We start from the raw sequence: 25,199 nt of genomic DNA, 5'->3' as shown, positions 1-25,199 counted from the left end.
TATGAGCATTAAAGACAAAATTACCATTATTGTTGCCACTGACAATCACTATGTGATTTTGCTGGGGGCATTAATCAAATCCATCGAGGTTAATCACAAAACCCCTGAAAAAATTGACCTCTATATCATCGACGACGGGGTTTCAGAGTCAAACAAGAAAAAGGTACAGGCTTCAAGCAATCCGGAAATGACGACCATGTACTGGTGCAAATCCCAGGAAGTTATCCCTCCGAATGTCAAAATACCAGTCGACAAATCTGCATTCCCGATCACCAGCTATCTCCGCTTGTTTGGTCCATATATCATTCCACAGGACACTGAAAGATTTTTATACCTGGACGTGGATATGATCGTAGTGGAAGAGATTTCAAAATTATGGCATACTGACCTTGAAGATAAGCTTTTTGGGGCAGTTGCCGATCTCGCAAAAGTTGTCAGCAGCGAATGGGGAGGCGTCCCCAACTATAAGGAACTGGGCTTTGACCCGCAAACTCCATACTTTAATGCAGGCTTGCTCCTGGTTGATCCCATTAAATGGAGAGAGGGTGACTTTTCCACCAAGATACTTAAATGCATTTTCGACAATCTCTCCTGGGCAAGCTTCCCGGATCAATACGGACTAAACGTGGTACTGGTAAACCAATGGGTGATTTTAGACGAGCGCTGGAACAGCTATGCCATTCTGGACGTCAAGGATCCATATATCATTCACTATCTGGACATTAAGCCCATTTTCAAATCCTACAACTGCAACCTCGCATATAAGGAAGAATTTTACAAATACCTGCGGATGACGCCTTGGAAAGACCACCAACCTGTTCCAGACTGGGTTAGGCTGAGCCGGAAAGCTTACAACAAATTGAGAAAAATTGTTTCAGGATACCTTAAATAGATCCTCGCGGATATGCACAGTTTTGATGAGATAACATTACTCGTAACCCATTATAACAGAAGTACTTCACTGGAGAGATTGCTGAAAAATTTTAGCGATCTCGGATGTAGTTTCGGCGACATTGTGGTGTCCGATGATGGAAGTAAGCAAGAGCACGTTGACTACATCAATGGGCTGAAAGGCACCTATAAATTTAATCTGGTTACCACTCCTAAAAATAAAGGATTGGGTAATAACATTAATAAGGGCCAGGACGCGGTAAAAACCCCTTACACATTATATGTTCAGGAAGATTTTGTGCCGCAGCTCATTTTTCCGCAAAACCTGGTCCATGCCCTCGGCTTCATGAAGGACAGAAAAGAGCTGGATTTTGTCCGTTTTTACGCGTACTTCAAATATCCGTATTTGAAACCCTACAAACGCGGATTTTCGGATATGGAATTCAAATTGCTTAATCCGGGATATAAGAAGTTCTATTATTATAGCGATCATCCCCATTTGAGGCGGAGTACCTTTTTTGAGCGTTTCGGACGATATCCTGAAGGCCTGAAAGTGGAAGTTACTGAATATCAAATGATGATGTCGGTGCTCAAAAACAAAGGAAAAGGATTGTTTTTCGAAGCGTATACTACATTGTTCGATCAGATCAACTCCTCGTTAGAGCCTAGCACGGTACGCAGAAACTTCTGGAGGGAAACAGAAAATCCACTTGTTTCTTTATCCAGGCACTTATATCGCCATTTGAAATTCAATTACGATTTTCTGAAGGGTAAATGATCTGACCCGTTTCTATGACCTATCAAGTTCGCATTCAATTCCAGGCCCTGCTCTATGGCAAGTGAAAAATCAAGTAATGATCAGTATTGGTTGAAATCAGGGATTATCAATGTAATGCAAAATTTCACCAGCGTCCTATTCGGCTTTGGTGGGTTTTACCTGATGGTCCGCATGCTGGATAAACATTCATTTGGTGTGTGGACGCTTTTCGTAGCCACCACCACCATTTTCGAAATGGTACGTAGCGGCCTGATACAGAACGCATTGATCAAATATCTATCATTCTCAGAATCAAGCGAACATAACAAAATCCTGTCTGCCTCTTTCGCGCTGTGCGGCGGCCTCACCTTATTATGTATTCTGATTAACCTTGTGATTGCCCATTATCTGGGACAGATCTGGAAGTCCGAGGAAATTGTGCCATTGTTCATGCTGTACAGCGTCGTTTACCTGTTTTCGGGCATTCTTTCCCAATTTCATTGGATGGAGCAGGCTAATTTCCGATTTAATGGAATCTTCGTTACGAACTTTGTCAAGCAGGGTGTATTCTTCATTTACCTGGTGATTTGTTTCTTTTTCAAGATAAAAATCAATTTGATTGAACTGGTTTATATTCAAGCCCTTGCCTTATTATTAAGCATAATGGTTGAATACTTTTTTGTAAAAGACCTGCTCAACTTTGCATTTCAAGTCACCACAGAATGGGTCAAAAAGCTTTTGAACTATGGTAAGTATGCATTTGGAACATCCATCGGATCCATCCTTTCCAGTACCATTGATCAGATGATGCTGGGTTCGCTGCTTTCCCCGGCCGCTTCCGGCGCATTCAACATTGCTGTCAGAATTATGAACCTGGTTGACATCCCGACCAATGCCATTGCGGTGATCGTTTTTCCTCAAAGCGCCAGAAGGCTCGCCACGGATGGGGAGGCAGCCATTAAGTATCTTTATGAAAAATCGGTCGGTACCATCCTCGCCGTCCTGATACCCGCATTGCTTTTCCTCTTCCTGTTTCCCGATTTTGTGGTCAGTTTTATAGCTGGGGATAAATACGAAGAAACCGTTCCGATCCTGAAAGTCACCGTGTTATACTGCCTGTTGATTCCATTTGGCAGGCAATGCGGTACCATTCTGGATTCCATTGGCAGGCCAAAGATCAATTTCATGCTGGTTATGCTCAATGCCGTAATTAACCTTGGTCTTAACTACATACTAATCAGCAGGATTGGCGTCATGGGCGCCGCTTATGCAACATTGATTTCCAACATTGTCAGCTTTACCATTGCCCAAACAATTTTGAACCGCATCCTGAAAGTCAACACACTCAACACCTTTATCTATGCCTATCGGTTCTATCCCGAATTCTTTATGAAGTATATCAAACCGCGTCTTACCTAGACGTTTACCTCAATTGCTCACTGTTTAAGACAAATTTCCAATGTCATTCTTTCAAAACCCGGACTGGCTAGGTCAATACAATTACCCTTTTAACTCCTTTGATCAAGTTCCGGAGCGTGTTTTTAGTGAAATTAATGCAAGGCTGGACGCAAAAAAAACGTCCGATCCGCTGGTTACCATTATGATTGCGGCTTGGAATGAAGAAGTGAATCTGCTGCGATGCGTGGCCACTTTGTCGGATATGGCCACTTCAAGGCCTTTTGAAATCTTGGTTGTCAACAATAATTCCACTGACAAAACCCAGCAAACCATTGACGCATTGCATGTGAGGACGGTTTTTCAGTCCATTCAGGGACCGGGGCCTGCGCGTCAGCTTGGTTTGGAAAATGCAAGGGGAAAATACATTTTGCTGGCCGATGCCGATTGCTTTTATCCCAATTGCTGGCTGGAAGAAATGATGAAGGTGCTCACGCAACCCGAGGTCGTTTGCGTTTATGGCAGATATTCGTTCATCAGCGAGGAAGGATATTCACGCTGGCAGCTCGCGCTTTTGGAAAAAGCCAAAGATATTGTCGCTGAATACCGCCACCTGAACCGCCCCTATCTCAATACGTATGGGATCAGTATGGGATTTTTAAAAGATTTGAGTCTGAAAATAGGCTTTGTGATGAAGAATGTCCGAGGTGAGGACGGGCGAATGGCTTATGCTTTAATGAGTTATGGTAAAATAAAACAAGTTAAAAATAACAAAGCCCGCGCCTGGACTGGCGCAAGAACTTTGAAAAGGGACGGAAGTTTTGTCAGCCTTTTCACGAAACGGGTTGTAAAGGAATTCAAAGGCTTACTGTTCAACCTGCATTCCAAAGCGCCAAAAGAGATTGAAAAATTGTAGGTAGAAAGCAAAAACTAACGTTTAGCAGCAACGGCATTGGCGAGCAAATCTGAAATCTGCTCTACACGCTTTTCCCAGGTATTATCGGCTGCAACCTGGATCCGCTGCTGCTTTTTTTCTTCGGTATCATTCAGCAACGCGTCGGCAATGGCATTGGAAAATGATATTGGATCACCACAATAAGCGACGGTTTCTCCAGTAAATTCTTTCAGATCATCATTAAAATTGATGGACACGAGCGGCTTTCCAGCTCCCAGATATTCAAAAAGTTTCAGCGGAAAAATCGTTGCACTTACCTCATCGCGCTTGAATGGCAGCAAAGCAACATCAAAACCTTTAATTACAGCAGGCATCTCGCTGTAAGGCACGCTACCCGTCGAGTATACATTAGAGGTATTGTAAAACCAGTCGGGAATATAGCCTCCGTCCTGAGGCCCAACGAAAACAAAACTTTTGTCGGGGTTTAATTTTACCACTTCATGCAGCATAATGTAATCCATACGCCGCTCAATATTACCGAAATAGCCTATAACGGGTTTTGGAATATCCTTTAAAACAGAAGCTACTGGCAAAGTTTCATCCAGCGCCTTTTGACTATGGCTGAGATCCGCAGCATTGGGAACAAAAAAAGTGGCAGAATTTAAAAGCTTACTTTGATTGTACAACTGGCGGCTTGTGCAAAAAACAATATTACTTTTCCTAAGCAATTTATTTTGGGAAACTACGCCATGCCGGGCATCGAACGGAACAATGATCGGATCCACACAATAGTAGGCTGTGAGTTTCGGCGACAACCCCTCGGCAACATTGGGATAATGGAAGTTGAAGGAATTGATAAAAATAAAATCCTTGATTTTGTGACGGTGAATGATCCTTTTCAGCTTTGTGCGGATCAGAAACTCATTGAATTTCAAGGCTGCCCTGAATATCGCTCCCTCTGGTAAAAAGTTAATGGACAGCAAAACTGGCGGGATAATTACTTTGAAATCAGTCACATCCGTGTCCAAAACATCATCATTCAGTAACGAAAAGTATTCCTTACGCCTTCCATTTTCAGGTGAATCCCTGAGACGAAGGTAGTCCTTGATCGTATACGGATGCTCGACATAATATACCTTGTTTTCCCTGGCCAGCATCTTGGCAATGGTATAATTCGTCGATTCAATTTTGGAATCAAACCGGGGCAGGCCAAAAACGATGATGCGATGTCCTCTTAATTTCATGCTGCAATCTCCTTTGCAAAAATCTCATCTACATAATTTTTAACTTCGTCATCTGTTTTTGCGTGTATGATTTTCGCCCCGGAAAGCTTTGGATACAGTTTATGATAACAATTGAAATGATGTTCGGGACCCTTTTTTGAAAGGATTAAATTGATTCCCCCGAAATAACTGGCGAGTGTGGCGGTACCACCGTGGATGGAGATAAACTTGTCCGCATTGGCATAAACCATTAATTGTAGATGGTTGAAATTATTGGCACTCCCTTTATTTTCCTTGAACAAATTTTCCATCAGAATAACCTCAGGATAAGACTCTTCCAACCATTTATGTTCGTTCAGATCATAAATATCACTGTTGTCCATTGTAATATGGTGTGGGCGGGGCCGATTGTAAATGACCGTGTAACTACCTTTCACCTTTTCCAGAATGTATGATAAAATCTCAATACTAAAAAAACTGATCGGTTGACCGCCCCACTCCATATTATAACGGTTGGCAATAATTAGTATAGGTTTGTCATACTTGTAAATGCTATTTTGATAATACTGCTTAAATGGCACCGGAAGCCATTTTTTCATATCATAATTTTGGCTGTATAAAATCCGGGGCATCTCGTAATTATAATTCCCTTCTTCTGTCCGGATATCATAAGGCTCCGAATGCGCTGGCGAAAAGAAATACATTTCTTTGGTGTAAGTACATCCTTCGGTCTTTTTTAATGTTCCATTCTTGTAATGCCAGTAGGCAAAGGGGAGCACAAACTGTAATTCAGGAGCAAATTCGCCTTGAAAGTCAATGTCCTTATATTTTCTCTTGAAGATGTAATCCCTTAAAATATATTTCAGCTGTACTAGCTGACAATAGTAAGTATCCCTGTAAAAATATCTGATATCAATCGGCAATCGTCCGTATTTGACAAGGACTATAAAACTAAGTAATTTGTTTAGCATGTTTTAGCCATTATTCCTTCACACATTACAATTTTATATCGCGGTTATACAGATAAAAATCACTTACCGGCGGCCATTTTACAACAATATTACCGCAAGGAAACAAAGCTTAAAAATCGCTATATTTCGTCAGATATTTGATCGGAACTTAAACATTTTTAAGGAATATTTAACATTTAATCCCATGCACAACCGATTCATCGTTCCATCAAAAAAAAACTAACCTTGAAAAGCTTTAAATATGACCAATAAGTTGTAATTACTAAATTATTTATAATACTTGCACTACCAATTTATCCCCACAGATTACTTAACCCACCCCGTTCCGTAGTTTTGTCAATGAATTTGTTTGATAAACCGTATTCGACAACAAAAATCTATTCTTTTACAGCGTTACTCATTACAATCTGCTTCGTTTTTACGCTGATTTTAAGAATAATTCTGGCGAAAAGCCATCATTCCGACTTGGGTGGGGTCGAGCAGAATGTCATTTACAGCATCCAGAGATTGCTTTTTGATGGGAAAATATACACCGATCCCGGATATATTCCGTTTACGATTACACAATACACCCCAATGTATCATTATATCTGCGGATTAGTTGCCTGGATTTGTGGGCTGGATCCGGAAACAGATATTTACCAGCTTTACCGCATTGGAAGAGGTGCTAATGTTATAATTAATCTCCTTCTCGCATTCATTGTTTTCCGGATTTCCTTCCGAAAACTCAATTTATCTATTCCGCTTTCAATAGCATTGGGATTAGGTTGTTTTGTGTGCGTTTTCCGGCAGGGTTTTACAGTCCGCCCGGATTCGCTTATGGATTTCATGATCATTCTTTCCGTGTACTTTTTTCTGGGCTACCTCAAAGACAGGGCGTCCGGCCGTGTTAATCTGATCCTTGCCTCCGTGGTTGCAGCCACGGTAATCTTTGTTAAGCAAAGCGGCGTCCAGATTCCCGTCATATTATTGAGTTTCCTTGTTTTTGTCGGAGATTGGAAAGGTTTGAAAATCAGCTTATTAAGTTTTATCTTATCTTTTGCGCTATGTGCTGGGATCCTATTTTTACTTTACAAACAAGTCTTCTTCTTGAATGTGATCGGAGGCGTTGCCAATGGGATTGACACCTCTTGGTTTATCTTTTATGTGTTTGGAAATGGTTTTAAAATCAAAATACTGATCCCCGCATTTTTCGTATTGCTCATCACATTCTATCGATGGAATATTTTCAAGGCTGATATCATTACCCGTTTTCTGTGCTTTTGCGCTTGTGCAATGCTTGCGTTTGCAGGGATTACCGTTTTAAAAAGCGGCTCGAATGTGGCCTATTTTGCGCCTTTTTTTACAGTTTCACTTTTGCTTTTCGCCTGGCAATTAAAAGCATTGCAATCCCAATCGCCAACCAGTTACTATCCGTCTATTGCGTTCACATTATATTTTTCCGGAATATGCGTTCTTAATGTAGTTCATCAATATAAGGAGGTAAAAAAGCTGGAATTTGACAACAATAATCAGACGCTAACTCGGGAACAATTGGCAGCAAGTGTTGCTGAATATGTCAGGACTAATTTAAAGCCAGGAGAGTATGTGTTTGCAAATTTAAATGACGAGTCAATTATTGAGGAATCTTACGGGAGAAGGGGAATAAATAATATTCTTTTTAAGTATTGTTTGATCCCAGAACTGGACATATTTAAATCATCCAATGTAAAATCCGGTGTTTTAGGTTATGCCAATTTTCGGAATGCAATTCTATCTAAAACGACAAAATACATCATCGAATCTACCACGCCTTTTCATTTCAAAATTATTCCGGATTTAGACAAAATAAAAAACAGCCAATACCGCCTTGCAAAGGAAATCGGGGCTTACAAAATTTATGAACATACTGTGTTCGAGCCCATCAGATAATCAAAATCATTTCGCTCTCATTTGTCAAATTTAGGCCGTAAGTATTTTGTTCAAGTAGCTACAATCACTAGCTTTGCGATTTAACCCCTACACAAAACCTATTATAGCAGAACATGGAAATTAACGAGACCAGTGATAATCCGGAAAACAACCTATCCATGATTGATCTGGCTTATCTTGACGAGATAACGGGAGGAGATGCGGAATTGAAAGGCGAATTGATCAATATGTTTGAAACTGAGACAGTGATTCAATTAGGTAACATTTCCGATGCAAATAAGGCTGCGAACTATGATGTTTTGAAACAGGCTATACACAAATACCGGTCTTCACTGTTTTCAGTTGGATTACTGAAAACTTCTACTAAATATAAGGAAATTGAATCCACGCTAAAACGCAACGAACCAATTGCGAACCTGACAGGCGTCCTCTACGATCTTGAAAATGAATCCAAACTAGGGTTACAAATTTTAAAGGGACTTTAAACTTCTATTTTGTTCGAGGGAAGTGATTCTTTACTTTCTTTCTTATCCACCAGGTAAGCAGTTTGCAAGATAGCTGCTGCTACATAAAAAAGGATATTGTTAGGAAACTGCACAATGGCCTCCTGCGGAAAATTACCAACATGTAACGCAAATACTACCAAAGTCATGGCAAGGCAATAGGTTCTCAGCTCCTGATTTCTGATTCGATAAAAGTTATTGATTCCCATTTTCAGAATGTTGAATATTAGAATGCAAAAGATCAGCAACCCAATCCAGCCTGTTTCTACGGCAACCCTCATATAACCACTGTCTGGCGGGAAGCTTGCCAAAAAATGCTGCGGCGCAAAACGAGCGCCCCAAGCCCCGGTAGATCCCAGTCCCCCACCAATCGGATGCGTCAAAATGTACGGCTGAATACGTTTTTGATTGAATTTTCTGACATTAAATGACGGATCGTCGGAGGGCCGGAAGGCCGTCTGGAACCGGGCCAATGTTGGATTTCCTGTGGGCATTACGATTAAAAAAGCAATAAATACCGCACCGACGCAGGATACAAGCATTATTTTTTTGCTGAAATTTAGCAATGCAAAGAGGATCAGAGCTACCGGTACCAGCACATATGCACCACGTGTACCAGAATAAAGCATTGCCATCAGAAACGAAACAGTCAGTATTCCCAGGATGAACTTCATTTTCAGACTGGTCTTTCCGGATAGAAGGGCAATACACAAAAGACTTCCGCCCACCATGGTGTAGGAAAAGGAAACCGGGTCAGAGAACAAAGAGTACTTTCGCCAGCTCCCGTTGATGAATAATAGGCTTACTGTCAATGGATTGCTCAACAAATCCTGTAATTCCTGAGGAGCAAATCCAAAGTATTCCTGTTTGAAACCATAGATAGCACCGCATGTACACAAAATAATCCACGTAATGATCACCGTGCGAATGGCTTTGACCGATCTCAGATGATAGATAAAAACAAAGTACATAAGCGTGACGATCGCAACGGTACGCACGGTGTAAATCCAGGCAAGCCGCGACTCGGCCCAGGGATTGATTACCTGAAAAAGGTTGTACCCGATCCATACGAATATCATCACAGATACCGGATTTCTGTAAATACTTGAATCCCAGCTGCTTTTCTGCTTGATCAAAAAACCCAAAATCAGCATTGCCTGCAATCCGTCCATCATCGTTCCAAGCGGAAAATTCACGCCCATGCGCGAAATGAAAAACAGAAAAAAAGCCATCGTGAGCAACACGACAATCCCAAACATTGGGTACACGATCACCGCATAAACTGCCGGAATAGCGACCATGCCGATCAAGATCAGCAAACCGGAAACCAAACCGCCGTAAACGGACGCAATTCCCAGGGCGATCGCAACTATTGACAATAGAATGATCCCAACAGGGCCATTCACCCGGTCCAACAACGGAGTGGGCATTTTGTCGTGAAGTGCTTCGCCTGATATTGAGTATTTCACCCGCTTGGAAATCTAGAAAAACAATATTTTAAAAAAGAAAACAAAAACGCTGATGAATGCCAGGATCAGAGCAATGGTTCTCGTGATTGTCTGCAAGCGGGAAAGCTCGGGCTCCCGCAGCTTTTTCCTGCTTGTCTTAGAAGGGAAAACTTTCATAAACTGCGTTTTATGGGGCCTTTCGGTAATTGTGTTTGGTCGCGACTGATATTTTGTTCGCCTTTTTCGCTTTAAGCAAAGAAATTACCTGGTAATACATGAATACAGGTATCGAAGTTAGCGAATTGATGATCCGGCGGTCGGTAGAAGCATTGAAAAGCGGAATTATAAATCCGGCTACAAAAAGGCTGAGCCCTATCAGCCAAAACAAACTCACTATTGGCGCAATCCAAAGATTTAAAACCATCAATAAAACAGAGACGATCAGAAAAATAAAAAGTGGCGGCCTCAATAGCACAAATCCAAACAAAAACTGGTTCCAGTTTAAATTCCGCACGCCATTAAAAATCAGTGAAAACCCGAATTTGAAGTATTTAAACCAGGTATTGATCCATCGCGAACGTTGTTTTACAAGCTGCTCAGATTCAGAGGTTTTCTCGTCATAAACAACTGCGTGCCCGGTAAATGCTATTCGTTTTTTCCTGCTCACTATAGCATTTTGCAGAATTTTGTCAAATCCTGCTCCTGTGATATCCGAACCACCCAATGCCTCATTGTAAAGCGAAACGGTAAAAGCCATCCCCGAACCGGATAATGTGGCGGACGACCCGGCTTCAAACAACATATGACCATCGTAATAATGATAGTAAATGTCCCTCGCGGCATCCAGACACGCATAAACAGAATCCAGGTTTTTTGCTTTTCTAACACCCTGAACCGCCTCATATCCTTGATCGAAAAGTACATTCAGCTCATTCAGGAACCTGCTATCTACCAGATTGTCACTATCAATAATCGCCAGTCGCTCGTGTTGTCTTTTAAAATTTTTGATGGCAAAAAAATGCGACCGGGTATTGCTGGCAAGGATCTTCTCCGGCTTTAAGAGAATGACCCGCTCGTCGGAAAAATGAAGGCCAGACGTGTCGCAGTTATCAGCAACGATGTAGATGAGATAATTAGAATAATCAAGTTTCAAAATAGACGCAATCACATCCGGGAGCTGTTGCACCTGCTCATAAGTAGCTACGATCAGCGCATAATCGGCCTCAGGCGACTTTCCAGGCAAAACGATCCGCTTGCCTTTTTTAGGCACAAATAGGTTGATCAACAAAAGCAGGATGGGGAAAATCAGATAAAATCCGATTGCCCATTGGACCAGCCACCATAAAAACCAAATGATTTTCATTCAGTTACATGTTTAGAAACTTTGCCTGTCTGATTCAAAACATCCTGTGCGCCGGTAAGTACCCATCCAGCCATTTTCCCATTGAGGTTTTTCAGATATTCTATTTTTGACCTGTCAGCGTAAGAAATGGTCCTGCCGCTTTCAAAAACAGAGACGACGGTATCAGAGAATGTGATCCATTCCTTTGCTTTATTCATAGATACCAGCGAATCAGCCTCGATCAGGATTACATCAAATTTGGTTTTCAATGAATTAAATGCTTCCCGAATCTGGGTTTCGCCTGTCAGTTCGTACAGGGAAACGTCGCCACCCTTATTGCCCAGCAGGCAGATTGAACCTCTTTGATTTTCCAACGGAACGGTAGAGCCATTTTCGAAATAATCTTCCACATACTTCGCCCCGGTGTTGAGTTTGGTAATGTCGGAATCGCTGAAATTCCCGTCAATAATCAGGACGCGTTTGTTGATTTTTGAGTAAGCCCACGCAAGACTGATTGTCAGCAGCGTTTTCCCGTTTCCTTCGGCCAGACTGGTAACCGAAATGATTTTGGGATCGGGATACTCGTTGTCCAGCTCAAACCGTATTGATCGGATCAGGTTTCTGAAAAGCTCCACTTTCCGTTCCTGCGAGCTTTCGTTTTGTAACTGGCTGAGGTTGAAACCACCGCTGACCTGATTAACAAAGCCAAGTACTGGACGGTCCGTGGCATTGGCGAGCTGCTGCGGATACCGGATGGAATTGTCGAAAAAGTACAAGATAAATAGTACGAACAGGCAGAATGCAAGGCTGATAATCCCTGAGAGTATAATTAGAACAATCTTTTTGGAAGGCTGTATCGTTCCAGGCAATGCCTTTTCTGCAACTTTAAGTTTAGCGGGAAAACTGGAAAGCAATCTCGCATCATTATATTTTTGCAAGGCCTCCATATATTCTCTCCCCGCAATGTCAATCGCCGTTTCAAATTCCTGCACTTTAGCCTCATTGGGCACGAGTCCGTCAAATTTTACATTTAACCGTCCCAATTCCGTTTCGATGGTGGACAAACTGTTCTCTGCTAGATCTCTTGCGACTTCCATTGTCAGCTTTTCGGTGACCAGGTTTTGTTTAAGGGTCAATGGGCTGTACAGATAGCGGTCAGTCGATTCGTTGATCTGGGCCGAAAGTTTTGCCTGGGCAGAGTCGAGCGTTGTCTTATATTTTGGGTCGAAATTGCTTTTCACATAAGCTTCATTCGCCGACCGCAGGATTGTTTTCGTAGCTACAATGTTCTGATTGATGGTAGATACGGCACTTTCAAAATACTTACGATCATTGCTACTAAACCTGTTATCGATGTTTTTTATGGCAACGCCATATGCGATAACATCCTTTTTAGCGACTTCCCGCCTCAACTCGAATTCAGCCATTTGCCCGTAAAGACTTTTCGCCTGTTCGTCGAGGTTAAGTACGCGATTACGGATTTTAAAATCTCGCAAGCCATTCATCTGCACGCGCAATGCTACCTTCTTTTGTTCCAGGAAATCTGCCAGAAAATTAATGGTCCGGTTGTAGTTCGTCGCCAGCCGTGCTGCATACATATTAATAAATTCATTGGTCAGCGTATTGATCACGAATGCGGTCATCATCGGATTCTTGGCCTCGAATTCAATGTTTACGTAATCACTGTTTGCCATTCTAAAAACAGTGAGTTTTTTTTGAATGCTTTCGGCATCAAACTCCATGTCAGACAATACATTTTGAAGCTTTTTTTCAAAAGGCTTATCGGGAAGCAATTCTTCCTGGGCTTTGTATTTCTTTGTGATCAATGTAAGCGCCTGAGAGCGCTCCTGCTGGCTCATTTCGCCCAATAATTTGGACGGTTTTGCGAAATCATTTTTCTCGGTTTCCCTCAAATCGTGTAGAAGCAGCTGATAGGAAACCTGATCCAATACCTTTTTGAGGGACATCATTTGAATAATGTTGTCAAACTTCCGGGATATTTCGAAATCCTGTTCAGTACCGCTGCTCATTAAGCCCTGCTCGGTTTTATCCACCAGCCCGGTGGCAATGCTGCCGTGTGATTTGTACTGATCAGGAAGCACTTTAACCAAAAAATAAGCGGCCACTACTGTTATGAGGGGCACAAATATCAGGATGAACTTATTTCGGTATAATATTCTGAGGAATTGGGAAAGTTCTGTCATTGGATGTCTTCGAGTTTTTGGCCTAATAATTCTTCTAAGGTGGCTTTCGAAATCAGCACATCTGCCTCTGCGGCTATTTTGCTTTGCAACCTGTCGGAAATAACAACCTGCGCCCTGCTATATTCTTCAAAAGAACTTTCACCTTTCTCAAATTTTACTTTCAGCTCTTCGGCCACTTCGGACACATCCTGCAATGCATTTGCCTTTACAGTGAGAAGCATTTTGAACTGGACATAGGAAAAATACCTCCGCTTAACATCCGCTTCCAATGATAGCTGATAGCTGTCACGATCATATTCAAGCGCTTTAAGTTCGCTTTTAGCCTGTTTGATCAGAGAAGGTTTTTGAAGGAGAGAGCCAATGTTGACGAAGAACCCAAACTGGTATCCGTTCAGAAAATTGGGATTAATGCTGCTTGCAAGCCTGTCGGGACTATATAAATAGGAGAAAGACAAAATCTCGAAGTAGGAAAGCCTTGCTTTTTTCTCTGCATAACTGCCAGCTTCGACTCTGGACTCATACAATTTCAATCTTGGATAATTCTTCTTAGCAACCTCGATTAATTTGTCGAGGTAAGGGTAAGAAATTTCCTGGGCGAGAATGTCCTGGGCTTTGAGGGGAGAAAAAGAGAGTGTGAAGAGAAACAGTGCGTAGATATATCTCATCTAAACGGGTTGTGTGGTTTAAGAAAATTAAGTGCTGGAAAAATTACTTTTATACGTTTTCTGATTGAAGAAGTGCAGGGAATGTTTTAAGTATGATCTGCATATCCATTTTGAAAGAAAACTCTTTGGCATAAGTAATATCAAGCTGGGTCCTCTCCTCCTCGGACATATCCGCTTTCCCTTTCCCTCTTTTAGTAACCTGCCACAAACCTGTGAGTCCTGCCGGGCCGGCAAAACGAAAGATTTTATCATCCGTAGTCATTTTTTCCGCCTCGTAAAGTGGCAACGGACGGTTTCCAACCAATGACATATCTCCTTTCAAAATATTAATGAGCTGCGGCAACTCGTCAAGACTTGAATTTCTCAGAAACTGGCCAAAACGAGTGATCCGGGGATCATTCTGAAATTTCATAAAAGCCGCTTTCTGCTCTTTCTGAAAATGATAAAGCTTCTCGCAAATCTCTTTACCGTCGTGAAATAGCAGACTTTTACATTTACCCCCTGCCTGACATTCCTCGCATAACCCGTTATTCTCAATTTGCTGGACCGGTTCCGTCGACTTGTTGTACATGCTCAGCGCAGCCATTTTTCGGATCAGCTGATCCGCATCCGTACGCATCGTGCGAAATTTATACAAGTCAAAAATTTTATAACCGCTGCCAACCCGCTTGGAACGGTAAAAGACAGGGCCTTTTGAATCGAGGCGGATGAGAAGCGCTATCAGCAGAAATACCGGAAGCAATAGCAGCACGGCAGTTCCTGTGGTAAGTACATCAATTGCCCGTTTCCAAAATGGCGTGCGGTTGCCTTGTGAGCCGATAATTTTTGAAGCCTTATTGGCAACGTACCATTGCCGTTTTTTGAAGTATTTTATTCTGGTTAAAAGGTCACCCTCATCGAAACGGACCGAAAAAACATCGTCAGCATGTTTGGCACGCGCTGTGTCTATCGCTTCCTGGCTAAGCCGGTCGACCATTAATACGAAAGGAATATTACCAAATCCTGAGCTGCTGCGGATAATATCCAGCAATTCCAGCCCACCGCTTCCTGCGTGCGCAACGATCACATCCGCAGGATAATTCTCCTGTAACGCTTCGAGAACACCCTCTTTGGTGCCGAAATACTCTACTTGCAGCGATTCGGCAAATTTTTCAGAAAAATTGATGTAATGTTCGAAGTCGGCGTTCAGGTAAATGATCCTGAATTGTACTATGTAGGGCTTTACCTCAACAACCGGTGTTGGAGGGTTTACTGTCAATTCCATGGTATTACTGATTAGGAGAATCTTTTGCTTCTGCGAAGGATCGCGTTGATCTTCGCATGTACTTCCATCGGGTTAAATGGCTTGACCATAAAATCGTCGGCGCCAAGATTCAAGCATTGAATGCGTTCGCTGCTTTCGTCGGAACCGGACAAGATGATGATCGGTATTTCGGAATAAAGATTGCTTGCCTTTGCGACTTTCAAAAAGTCCTTACCATTCAGGTTTGGCATATGCAAATCGGCAATAATAAGATCTACTTGTTGGCCTTGTTCAAGCCAAAGCATTCCTTCAGAGCCATCATTTTTAATAATCACATTAAAATCTTTCTTAAGAAAATGTTCCAGAATTTTTGTAATGCTCGGTTCATCGTCTATAATCAAGAGCGTTTTTCTATTATCCATGGGTTGAGTAAAAAAATCTGGTCTTAACATCTAATTCTATTACAATTATTTGGTAGAATTAGTAATAATACTTGCCATAACAAAATTTGATCTTGAAATATGCGGTATTTATTTATCGACGACTGGTCGAATGACGCAAAAACTGGCCTAACGCATTGTGTGAGCACATTAAATCTCATTGAAAGAGCTCGAGATTTGCATGAATGTGGAAGTGAGTAGTTGTATGTAATGAGTAAAATTACGGACTAGAAACTATAATACAAAAAATATGCTACCTAAAACCATTAAATTTTTAAAATTAGTTCTACAAATTGTTGGTTGTTACTTTGGGGGAAAATTATTGGGCAGAATGGAAGTGCAGTCGAACCTGGCTGCGGGCGTTAATGGTTTTACCATTGCGAAGTAAAGGCTGCCAGGCAGGGCCTTCCTGTACTATCCTGATAGCCTCACGACGAAGGTCTTTGGGGCCAACCGCCGTCAAATTCGTCAACGAACCATCGGTATTGACAAGGAAAGAAACCGTAAGATCTTCGTTTCTCTGTTCCAGGAAAGTACTTATATGAAGGTAAGTCTGATAAGCGCTCCATCCGATGCGGGGAGCAGGCAGCGAATCGGTAGCGATCGTGTTTCCCCGAGCCGCGAGCTTGGCATTAACCTGGTTTGCACTGATGGCATTAGCGTGCAGTGGGCTGGCAGCCTTTTTTGCGAATTGCTGCGACACGGCAGGAGCAGCGGAGGCGGGTGCAACAGGTGCGCCCGCCGTGGGATCGCCCTCCGCGGGATCGCCCGCCGTGGGATCGCCCACCGTGGGTATCGGCTCGGAGACTGCAAGCTGCTCTTCTGCCTGATCTGCCGCCGCTAATGTTTCCAATTGGTTAGGATCGCTTTCCTCTGCAGCCGGAGCCGGTGAGCTTGAAGGTATAGGTGCGGGCACCGTTTTCTGAGGAAGGGCTTCAATCTTTGTCGGCGCCGTTTTTGGCACATTCACTGATCCAATTTCTTCTTTCGGGCCGATCTTAGCTGATTCTTTCTGGAATTCGACGGCAACCATACGCTTATTAGATTCACCCCTGTTTGAAATAAAAACCAGCCAATACGCGCCAAGGCTAATGATCACGGACGCAGCGGTAGCATAAGCCCACAGCGGGATCATGTTTTTACGTTTGTTCCCCATTGCGTTTTTCAATCCGGCAGTTAAATCCAGCCGGATCTCCCCAGACTTGGATGCGTCCGCCCCCATCAGTAGAAATCCCTCGTAAGCCTCTGCGACCATTGGATCTTCCAGCATCCGCTTTTCGAGCTTATGTTGTTCGGCATGAGACATTTCACCGCTTTTATAGCGGTGAAAATCATTGAAGCCGATGGGTGAATTTGAATCAGATACTACCATTTTTATCCATGCAAATTTTCAGGTTCCGCTTTCCGTTCTGAATATAGCTTTTCACTTTATTTAAATCGAATCCGGTCTGTCCGGAAATTTCTTTGTAACATTTCTCCTGCTTATAAAACAGCTCAACAGTCACTCTTTGCTCTAAGACCAGTATTTCCAAACACTTTTCCAATGAGTCCAATTGGCTATTCAAATTGATGGAGTGCTCCCATTCTTCATTTTGAAATTCAGTGCTTCCGTATGTTTCCGGAATTTCTTCATTCACAATAAACACATGCCGAGACCTGATTTGCATCAGACAATGGCTCCGGGCAACGCTATGCAGCCAGCTTTTAAAGTTTTCAACCTCATGTCTTTTCAGGTCCGAGACAAGTTTCTCGAAAATCTGCATTACGGCATCCTTGCTCTCGTCTTCTTTCTTCAAAAACTTATAGCAAATCGCATACACCATCTCCATATAAGGTTCATAAAGTGTTCCCAGCAGATTAATATCACCTGTTTTGCGGTATAATGCCAGTTGCTGACCTTCGGAAGAAGTGTCTTTGGTTTTAACCGGAAATATTTTTAAAAACTTCACATGCAAATGCTTAAAGACAAGATCCCGTCAGCCAATTACACATTAGATGCGGTTTTATCAAAATTCCATAAATTTTTTTACAAAACTTTATGGAATTCCCGTGTAACCTGCATCAAGTCAATAAAACAAAAACTTGATTGACTATGAAAGGAAAGATTGTGATTCTCCTCGCCCTGTTTTTCAGCGCATTTGCCCTTGTACCCGAACGAGTTATCACTGGTACCGTTCAGGATGTACACCAGTTACCTATCTCAGATGTCATTGTCTCCGTGCGCGGAGGTAAGGCAAAGGCAAAAACCGACTCTGCTGGAAAATTCTCAATTGCTGTGCCCGTTTATTCCAAAATGCTGGTATTCACGCACGCTGGGTTTATTACCAATGAAGTAAAGCTTACCTCCGCATCTACAATGTCCGTAACCCTGATGGCAGGGCAAGCGATTCCAACGGAAGAACCGGTCGCACGGGATCAGCAGAGCGAAAGTCTGGTTTTACATTCTTTTTCAAAAATGGCTGCGGCACCTTCCTCGGTCTTACAAGGAAACGTAAGTCGCGCCCGCCCAAACACTGAAAATTACAATCCGATTAATGAAAACGGCTTTCAATTCACTGGACACGATCCGGTTACCACATTTTCAGTAGATGTTGACCGGGCAGCGTATAGCAATGTACGTCGTTTTCTGAATGCCGGCCAGATGCCACCTGTCGATGCGGTTAGAATTGAAGAAATGATCAATTATTTTGATTATGATTATCCGCAACCAACTGGTACCCATCCGATTTCCATTCACGCAGAATTTACAAATTCACCCTGGAATGATGGATTGAAGCTGCTACATATCGGCTTGCAGGGCAAAACAGTTTCTGCGGAAAACCTTCCCGCCTCCAACCTTGTATTTCTGGTTGATGTATCTGGCTCAATGATGGATGAAAATAAACTTCCCCTGCTCAAACAGGCATTTAAGTTGTTGGTGGACCAGCTTCGGACGGAGGATAAGATTTCCATAGTTGCCTATGCAGGTGCGGCCGGCGTGGTACTCGAACCTACTCCTGGAAATGAGAAAATGAAGATCAAAGAGGCATTGGATAACCTGGAAGCCGGTGGTTCGACGGCGGGTGGAGAGGGAATAGAAATGGCTTACAAACTTGCCAAAGAAAACTTTCTTCCAAAAGGTAACAACCGTATTATTCTGGCAACCGATGGGGATTTCAATGTAGGCATATCCAGTGAAGGTGAACTTCTGAGATTAATTGAGGAAAAAAGAAAAGGCGGGACCTTCCTGAGTGTTGTCGGCTTTGGAATGGGTAATTACAAAGACAGTCACATCGAAACGCTGGCGGACAAAGGCAATGGAAACTATGCTTATATTGACAATATTCAGGAAGCCAGAAAGGTTTTTGTGCAGGAATTTGGCGGGACTTTATTTACCATTGCCAAGGATGTAAAGATCCAGATCGAGTTTAATCCGGCCCACGTACAGGCCTACCGATTAATTGGTTATGAAAATCGGGCTTTAAAAAATGAAGAATTTCATGACGACAAGAAAGATGCCGGTGATATGGGCTCGGGACATTCGGTTACTGCTATTTATGAGATTATTCCCGTCGGCATTAAAAGCAGCTTTCTATCTCAGACAGATGCATTGAAATATCAAAAAACGGATGCTTCGGAAATTGGCAAAACAGACGAAATGTTAACTGTAAAGGTCCGCTACAAAAATCCGGACAATGAGAAAAGTGTATTATTTGATCTGCCCGTTAAGAATGTGTCCAAGGCATTTTCAGCTTGCTCTCAAGATCTGCAATTTGCCAGTGCAGTTGCTGAATTCGGATTACTGCTTCGCAATTCTGAATATAAAGGCACTTCCTCTTACCACCACGTAATTTCCCAGGCGAAAGCGGCTTTTGGCAAAGATGACGAGGGGTATCGGTCTGAATTTGTGCGCCTTGTGAAGACGACGCAGGCATTGGACGGCAGGAAGGAGACTGCAAGGAAAGAATAACTTGATAAAGCTTTCCCTCTACACATTTTCAAAAATTAGAGGGAAAGTTTATTATTAATTTCACCCGCCAGCCTTAAACTTCAACGCAATTGAAGTCATCCGGGGGTAATCGTATGCGGAGCTTTTGACTTTCATGATGAACGATTTGTTGGTGACATCCTTGGGCAGGATGATCCAGCTACTGGTTTGTGGGGCTGCATCAGGCAACCCGACCTTGATTTCCTGATTCGTCGCCGTCCATTTCATAACAAATGGCTTTGCTTCCCCTTTGAAATTACCTGAAAATGTGCCGTCCTTATTGATCATCACCGTTTCCATGTATCGCTCAAAAACAATCCCACCAAATTGCTGGGTCATTTGGCCGTCTTTGAAAGTAACTACATCATTAACCGTGATCTCATCAATCATCCATTTGGGTGACGCCGTGAGATGCTCCGACGCTTCCTTTGGGTTTTTTGCAGACTGGCTGCATGCCTGCAAAAAACCGGTTGCGAGAAGCAGCAAAAGGCAAAAATTTATTGTTTTTTTGAACATACGATTCGATTTTAGTACCCTGCAAATATAAGCTGCGTATGACCCGGCTCTGCTAATCCCGGTTATATAAAACTGCCAGATCGGCCAAAAATTGCTGATTTTCTTTGCTAACCTGTCCTGGCAGGAGACGCCACGCCCAATTGTTATCATTTGAGCCGGGCAGGTTCATTTTCGCGGTTTCGTCCAGGTTAAGGATATCCTGCATAGGAAGTATTGCTGTTTTAGCAATGGAACCGTATACCAGTCTGGCCATTTCAATATGTACATCGTCTTCTTGAACACGCTTTCCAATATAATTTTCAAACTGGCTTTTCACGCCGTCGCTTGCCGTTTCCCGAAACCAGCCTTTCACCGTGTTGTTATCATGCGTGCCGGTATAGGCAATGAAGTTTGCAGAATAATTGTGCGGGATATGATCGGATTGCGGCATGTTTTCGTCGAATGCAAATTGCAGCACTTTCATGCCTGGCAATGCAAACCTGTCGCGCAGCTTATAAACTTCGGGACTAATCTCTCCCAAATCCTCAGCGATAAAGGGTAGATGCCCCAATGCCAACTCTATTTTTTTGAAAAAGTCTTCGCCCGGACCCAATTTCCACGCTCCGTTTACAGCCGTCGTTTCTCCACCCGGCACTTCCCAATAATCTGCAAAAGCCCGGAAATGATCGAGTCTGACCAGATCAAAAAGCTCAATGTTTTTCGCGAGACGGTCTATCCACCATTGGTAACCTTGTGCTTTCAATGCCTCCCAATTAAATACGGGCATTCCCCAAAGCTGGCCATCATCTGAAAAGGAGTCTGGCGGAACTCCTGCAATACCAGTGATTTTGCCCGTTTCATCCACACAAAATAATTCGCGATTAGCCCAGACATCAGCCGAATCATAACTGATGTAAAAGGGAATGTCCCCTAAAAGCTTAATGTCAAGCGCATTGCAATAGCTTTTCAAATTTTTCCATTGTTTGTCAAAAATATATTGCTGCCATTGAACATATTGAATGGATTCAGATTCCGACTCGGTTGTTTCTTTCAAAGCTTGAACGTCACGCAACTTAAACTGATCGGGCCATTCGTACCACGGATTTCCATCATGCCGTTTTTTCAAGACTATATATAATGAGAAGTCACCTAACCATTCTGCATTCTCATCGCAGAAAGCTTTGAATGCATTTTCATCGTCCGGATCTGCCGAGCGATTTTTATAAGCCTCTTCCAGCAACTCAGATTTGATCTTTTCAGCTTTTGTAAAATCAATCTGAGCAGTTGGCTCCTCATGATAGTTGCCTAGCAATTCCGGCGAAAGCAATCCGTCGCTGGCAAGTAAGTCCGGACTGATCAGTGAAGGATTACCCGCCCTGCTCGACAATGCGCTATACGGCGAGTTGGATTGCGCTTCCTCGGTCGGATTGAGCGGTAATATCTGCCAGAATTTTTGACTTCCTCTTTCCAAAAAGTCAGCGAAAACAAAAGCCTCAGGTCCCATATCCCCTATTCCATAAGGAGAAGCGAGGGAGGTAATGTGTAATAAAACGCCAGCTTTGCGCTCGTTATCAGCTTTGGAACCTTTAAAGATAGCGAGCGGCAGATCTGAGAAAATCTCTTTTGGAAGAAGTTTACTCTGAAATTCGTTTACCTGATCCGTAATGACAGATTTAAATTCCGGGGACAGATTATCCGGCAAAACGACTGTGGTATCGGCCCAATCCAATTCAAAAAAGGTTTTTCCCTGTTGCTTGCAAAGCACTGACGTATGGAGCGGAATGACCACGACATAAAAATCCCTTTTCAGTTTCCGGGCGAATGCAATAAGGTGATCCTTATATTCCCCTCTGGTTTTCAACGGAATGTAATCGCCCTTGGAAAAAAGGACCGGATTACTTTTTCTCAATTGAAATAAAACCCTGGTAAGCCAAAGTTTTACATGTCCATTCTTTCGTCCCTTCCAAAGCTTTTCGAGCAACCGCTCAGGTTCGTAATCTTCAAAATCTTTTAAAGCCTGCTGCCTTTTCCCATAGTCAACGGGTCGACGGTTATCAGGGTCGACGAGGCTGAAATCCCAGAATTCGCAACCCTGGTACACATCCGGAATGCCCGGACAGGTGAATTTGAGAGTAAGCTGCGATAGGGAGTTAATAATTCCAAAATCGACAATTTCCGATTGAAAAGACTGAAAGCTTTTGAAAAAAGGGCTTTTCTGATCCAGTAGTTTTCCAGCAAAATCAGTGACTTTCTGCTCATAAGCTTCATCAGGTTCCGACCAGGATGTTTTTGTCTTGGCTTCGCGAAGCGCTTTTTGCAGATATTCGAATAACCGTTTCGAAAAATCATCCTCATCTTCTCCCTGCATAGGGTAAGCGCCAACCAGTGTCTGGTAAATTAAATATTGATCGTTTTCATCCGGCGCGTCATTGTTGATGGAGTTTGCATTCAATTCTTTCCACTCCTTCACTTTTTCAATCCAGGTTTCGCCCAGATCTGTCAGCGCATTTAGTCGGGCGCGCACATCTTCTCCCCGTTTGGTATCATGGGTTGAAGTCGCATTCAGGCAGAGCGGCCAGTCTTTTTGCCTTTTCTGCATGAATTTGTGAAAATCTTTACTGGTGATCCCAAAACGATCCGGGAAGTCTCCCACATCATTGTGCCCGATAAACCGGTTATTGGTATACATAAGAGTATCCTCCCCTCCTTTTGCCATGATCGGCCCGGTAAACTGCATGCAGCGCTGGTAGAATTCCAGCACCCGGCTTTGGTAATCGGTATCTTCGGCTTCTGTACTCAGCAAGCACTTTTCAAGTAAATCTGCCTCCGCGGAGATATCGGGATGGTAATGCCGGATTTTCTCGAAAATGGTTTTCAGCGCCGGAGCTTCCGACTCGGATAATGGCATTGAATTACCATAGTAACGGTATACAGGGCAATGGATCAGAAACTCACCAATTGCTTTTTTTAAATCAAGCTGGCTTGTAAATTCAGGATCTGCCAGTCTTAGTTCTATAAATAACTGATACAAGTTGTCCAGTTCGCCAGCCATATGATCGTAAAGAATCTCCGATTTTTTGCTGATCAACTGGTCGTGTATGGACTTTCTGTCTCCAGTTAACTCCTCATAATATTCGCTGAAAATCGGCTCGGCGGCTTTATTCGTAAACAGATTATTGACTATTGCCAGGAATTCGTATCCCGTTGTTCCCTCAATGGGCCAATCAACCGGCAAATTTTCATTCTTTTCTAAAATTTTCTCTGCGACAATGTAAGTCTCATTCCCTGCGAGATTACGCAGCTTTTGCAGGTATGCCGATGGATCAAAAAGTCCATCAATATGGTCAATGCGCAGTCCCTGGAAAACGCCATCCTCTATTAAACTCTTAATTAAAAAGTGGTATTCCTCGAATACCTGATCGTCCTGCATATTGAGGCAGATCAGCCCATTTACCGTGAAAAACCTTCTAAAATTGATCTTTCCCTCGGTGCGCTGCCAGTGACAAAGTACGTAGGTCTGCTCGTCAACCACTTTTCTGAGCATTGATTCATCGGCGTTAAATCGATCCAATGTCTCTTCAAGGAATTGTCCAATTTGTTCATTTTTGCTCAGTGAAGTCAATTGCAGCAAAAACTCATTCCATCTTTCCGAAAAAACCCTCGAATCTTCAACCTCGTGAATATCCCTTAATTGTGATATCAGCTGATGAATCGATTGGGATTGATTTTCAGGGTTATCGGACAATAAGGTAAGGTATGACCGCAAATTCAAAGGATAAACCGACCCTTCATATTCCATCACGAAGCGGTTCTCCTTGTATGCCAATTTCAATGCACCATTTTCGATTACTTCATCGAGGCTGTGCGCAAGAAACGGTACCATTATTTTGCCGTGAAATAATCGGCTGTTCCAGGCGATGTCGAAATAAGCGGCGTAAACAGACTGTGTTCCCTTTTCGAGCACATCCATAAGCCATGGATTTTCAGAATGAAATGCCATGTGATTGGGCACGATATCCTGTAACCAGCCAATCTCGGACTGTTTCAATTTCCCGTGAATGCGTTTGAGATCTTCCAGCGTCCCTAGCTCCGGATCTATCAACCCTGGATTAACACCGTCATAGCCATGCGTGCTGCCGGGCACAGACGCCAAAATGGGTGAAGCATATATTGTTCCAATACCTAGCTTTTGATAGTAGGGTATTAATTTCTCGAAATCTTTGAAAGAAAAGGCTTGACTGAATTGCAGGCGATAGGTAGAAACTGGATTACTCATATAGAAATTGAATGATACAATTTCCTGCGCTCTAAATATTATGCCAGCATCGAAAAGGAGATCGCGGCGACTATGAGCGCTTTATTGATTCAAATAGTTCGTTAACTCCTGAATATCAAGCGGTTTGGCAAGCAATTTGATAATGTACTGGTTCGATTCTGCCTCAGCAATGTCTGAGGGATCCACGGTGGAGGAAATCATGAAGAGATAAATGTTGCTTCTCATGTTTTCGGATAGCAAGGCGAATTGTTCCGTAAACTCGAAGCCATTTAATCCTGGCATTTGCAGGTCCAGCAAGATGATTGTTTTACGGATCGTACCATCCAGCAGATTCAAATAGTCCAATGCTTGTTCCGCCGACCCAAAGGTGAGGACACGGGTAGCCAAACCGCTTTTAAGAAGCAGTTTTTCCTGTGTAAACAAGTCGAACACACTATCATCAATAATTATGAATTCCATGAAGGAGGGAACGATGAGTTATTTAGTAAAGCTATTTGAGAAACGACTTCGCCATTAAATGTATAAAAACAATTTTTTGCTATACATTTAAAATATCTTTGTAGAAATAGTTTA

The 25,199-nt window shown here is 42.8% G+C and carries 21 protein-coding genes; 7 read left to right on the top strand and 14 right to left on the bottom strand.

All coding sequences use genetic code 11. From position 1 onward, the window contains the following. Position 1: 1 nt before the first annotated feature. Genes FHS68_RS13765 through FHS68_RS13750 form a run of 4 tightly spaced genes read left to right on the top strand, consistent with a single transcriptional unit; the run spans position 2 to position 3,959 of the window. The gene (locus FHS68_RS13765) at positions 2–892 is read left to right on the top strand and encodes a glycosyltransferase family 8 protein (RefSeq protein WP_167271067.1); all 891 of its coding nucleotides are present in this window, start codon (positions 2–4) and stop codon (positions 890–892) included. Between the two features lie 12 nt (positions 893–904). Beyond that, positions 905–1,669 (top strand): glycosyltransferase, encoded by a 765-nt coding sequence (locus tag FHS68_RS13760; RefSeq protein ID WP_167271065.1) that lies wholly within the window; start codon positions 905–907, stop codon positions 1,667–1,669. Positions 1,670–1,723: 54 nt separating this feature from the next. Further along, positions 1,724–3,067: a flippase gene (locus tag FHS68_RS13755; protein ID WP_167271063.1), complete on the top strand. Its 1,344-nt coding sequence runs from the start codon at positions 1,724–1,726 to the stop codon at positions 3,065–3,067. 40 nt (positions 3,068–3,107) lie between these two features. Continuing rightward, positions 3,108–3,959: a glycosyltransferase family 2 protein gene (locus FHS68_RS13750; protein WP_167271061.1), complete on the top strand. Its 852-nt coding sequence runs from the start codon at positions 3,108–3,110 to the stop codon at positions 3,957–3,959. A 14-nt stretch (positions 3,960–3,973) separates the two neighbouring features. Here FHS68_RS13750 and FHS68_RS13745 read toward each other — a convergent pair whose 3' ends face one another. Both FHS68_RS13745 and FHS68_RS13740 read right to left on the bottom strand, forming a co-directional pair. Then, entirely contained in the window at positions 3,974–5,182 is a 1,209-nt protein-coding gene (locus FHS68_RS13745; RefSeq protein ID WP_167271059.1) for a glycosyltransferase family protein, read from the bottom strand. After that, the gene (locus FHS68_RS13740) at positions 5,179–6,132 is read right to left on the bottom strand and encodes a hypothetical protein (protein ID WP_167271057.1); all 954 of its coding nucleotides are present in this window, start codon (positions 6,130–6,132) and stop codon (positions 5,179–5,181) included. The genes FHS68_RS13745 and FHS68_RS13740 overlap by 4 nt, the downstream gene beginning before the upstream one ends. 339 nt (positions 6,133–6,471) lie before the next feature. Between FHS68_RS13740 and FHS68_RS13735 the strand changes: the two genes are divergently transcribed. Both FHS68_RS13735 and FHS68_RS13730 read left to right on the top strand, forming a co-directional pair. Beyond that, positions 6,472–8,043: an ArnT family glycosyltransferase gene (locus FHS68_RS13735; RefSeq protein WP_167271055.1), complete on the top strand. Its 1,572-nt coding sequence runs from the start codon at positions 6,472–6,474 to the stop codon at positions 8,041–8,043. Between the two features lie 113 nt (positions 8,044–8,156). Then, positions 8,157–8,528 carry an Hpt domain-containing protein gene (locus tag FHS68_RS13730; protein ID WP_167271053.1) on the top strand — a complete coding sequence of 124 codons (372 nt, stop codon included), beginning with the start codon at positions 8,157–8,159 and terminating at the stop codon, positions 8,526–8,528. Here FHS68_RS13730 and FHS68_RS26665 read toward each other — a convergent pair. From FHS68_RS26665 to FHS68_RS13685, 9 genes are all read right to left on the bottom strand, one after another. Then, positions 8,525–10,015 (bottom strand): O-antigen ligase family protein, encoded by a 1,491-nt coding sequence (locus FHS68_RS26665; protein WP_167271051.1) that lies wholly within the window; start codon positions 10,013–10,015, stop codon positions 8,525–8,527. The genes FHS68_RS13730 and FHS68_RS26665 overlap by 4 nt on opposite strands. Positions 10,016–10,027: 12 nt before the next feature. Beyond that, on the bottom strand, positions 10,028–10,171 hold the full coding sequence (locus tag FHS68_RS13720) for a hypothetical protein (RefSeq protein WP_167271049.1): 144 nt from the start codon (positions 10,169–10,171) through the stop codon (positions 10,028–10,030). Between the two features lie 10 nt (positions 10,172–10,181). Further along, complete coding sequence (locus FHS68_RS13715; protein ID WP_167271047.1) at positions 10,182–11,357, bottom strand: glycosyltransferase; 1,176 nt, start codon at positions 11,355–11,357, stop codon at positions 10,182–10,184. Continuing rightward, positions 11,354–13,540 (bottom strand): GumC family protein, encoded by a 2,187-nt coding sequence (locus FHS68_RS13710; RefSeq protein ID WP_167271045.1) that lies wholly within the window; start codon positions 13,538–13,540, stop codon positions 11,354–11,356. The genes FHS68_RS13715 and FHS68_RS13710 overlap by 4 nt, the downstream gene beginning before the upstream one ends. Further along, positions 13,537–14,205: a TolC family protein gene (locus FHS68_RS13705; RefSeq protein WP_167271043.1), complete on the bottom strand. Its 669-nt coding sequence runs from the start codon at positions 14,203–14,205 to the stop codon at positions 13,537–13,539. The genes FHS68_RS13710 and FHS68_RS13705 overlap by 4 nt, the downstream gene beginning before the upstream one ends. A 49-nt stretch (positions 14,206–14,254) precedes the next feature. Then, positions 14,255–15,469, bottom strand: a complete 1,215-nt coding sequence (locus FHS68_RS13700) for a sugar transferase (RefSeq protein WP_167271042.1) — start codon at positions 15,467–15,469, stop codon at positions 14,255–14,257. Positions 15,470–15,480: 11 nt separating this feature from the next. After that, the gene (locus FHS68_RS13695) at positions 15,481–15,870 is read right to left on the bottom strand and encodes a response regulator transcription factor (protein WP_167271040.1); all 390 of its coding nucleotides are present in this window, start codon (positions 15,868–15,870) and stop codon (positions 15,481–15,483) included. Positions 15,871–16,207: 337 nt separating this feature from the next. Continuing rightward, positions 16,208–17,260, bottom strand: a complete 1,053-nt coding sequence (locus FHS68_RS13690; RefSeq protein WP_167271038.1) for an energy transducer TonB — start codon at positions 17,258–17,260, stop codon at positions 16,208–16,210. Further along, entirely contained in the window at positions 17,247–17,837 is a 591-nt protein-coding gene (locus FHS68_RS13685; RefSeq protein WP_167271036.1) for an RNA polymerase sigma factor, read from the bottom strand. Before FHS68_RS13685 ends, FHS68_RS13690 begins: the two co-directional genes overlap by 14 nt. A gap of 143 nt (positions 17,838–17,980) precedes the next feature. On the opposite strand from FHS68_RS13685, the gene FHS68_RS13680 reads away from it, so the two are divergent. Continuing rightward, positions 17,981–19,837: a YfbK domain-containing protein gene (locus FHS68_RS13680; RefSeq protein ID WP_167271034.1), complete on the top strand. Its 1,857-nt coding sequence runs from the start codon at positions 17,981–17,983 to the stop codon at positions 19,835–19,837. A 60-nt stretch (positions 19,838–19,897) separates the two neighbouring features. Here FHS68_RS13680 and FHS68_RS13675 read toward each other — a convergent pair whose 3' ends face one another. The 3 genes from FHS68_RS13675 to FHS68_RS13665 form a co-directional block, all read right to left on the bottom strand. Beyond that, the gene (locus FHS68_RS13675) at positions 19,898–20,371 is read right to left on the bottom strand and encodes a hypothetical protein (RefSeq protein ID WP_167271032.1); all 474 of its coding nucleotides are present in this window, start codon (positions 20,369–20,371) and stop codon (positions 19,898–19,900) included. A gap of 52 nt (positions 20,372–20,423) precedes the next feature. Further along, positions 20,424–24,626 (bottom strand): malto-oligosyltrehalose synthase, encoded by a 4,203-nt coding sequence (treY, locus tag FHS68_RS13670; RefSeq protein WP_167271030.1) that lies wholly within the window; start codon positions 24,624–24,626, stop codon positions 20,424–20,426. An 81-nt stretch (positions 24,627–24,707) separates the two neighbouring features. After that, a complete protein-coding gene (locus tag FHS68_RS13665) occupies positions 24,708–25,085 on the bottom strand; it encodes a response regulator (protein ID WP_167271028.1) in 378 nt (125 codons plus the stop codon). Positions 25,086–25,199 lie beyond the last annotated feature (114 nt).

The sequence above is a fragment of the Dyadobacter arcticus genome (assembly GCF_011762185.1).
In the GTDB taxonomy this organism is placed as follows: domain Bacteria; phylum Bacteroidota; class Bacteroidia; order Cytophagales; family Spirosomataceae; genus Dyadobacter; species Dyadobacter arcticus.
This window is presented reverse-complemented; position numbering and strand designations above follow the sequence as displayed.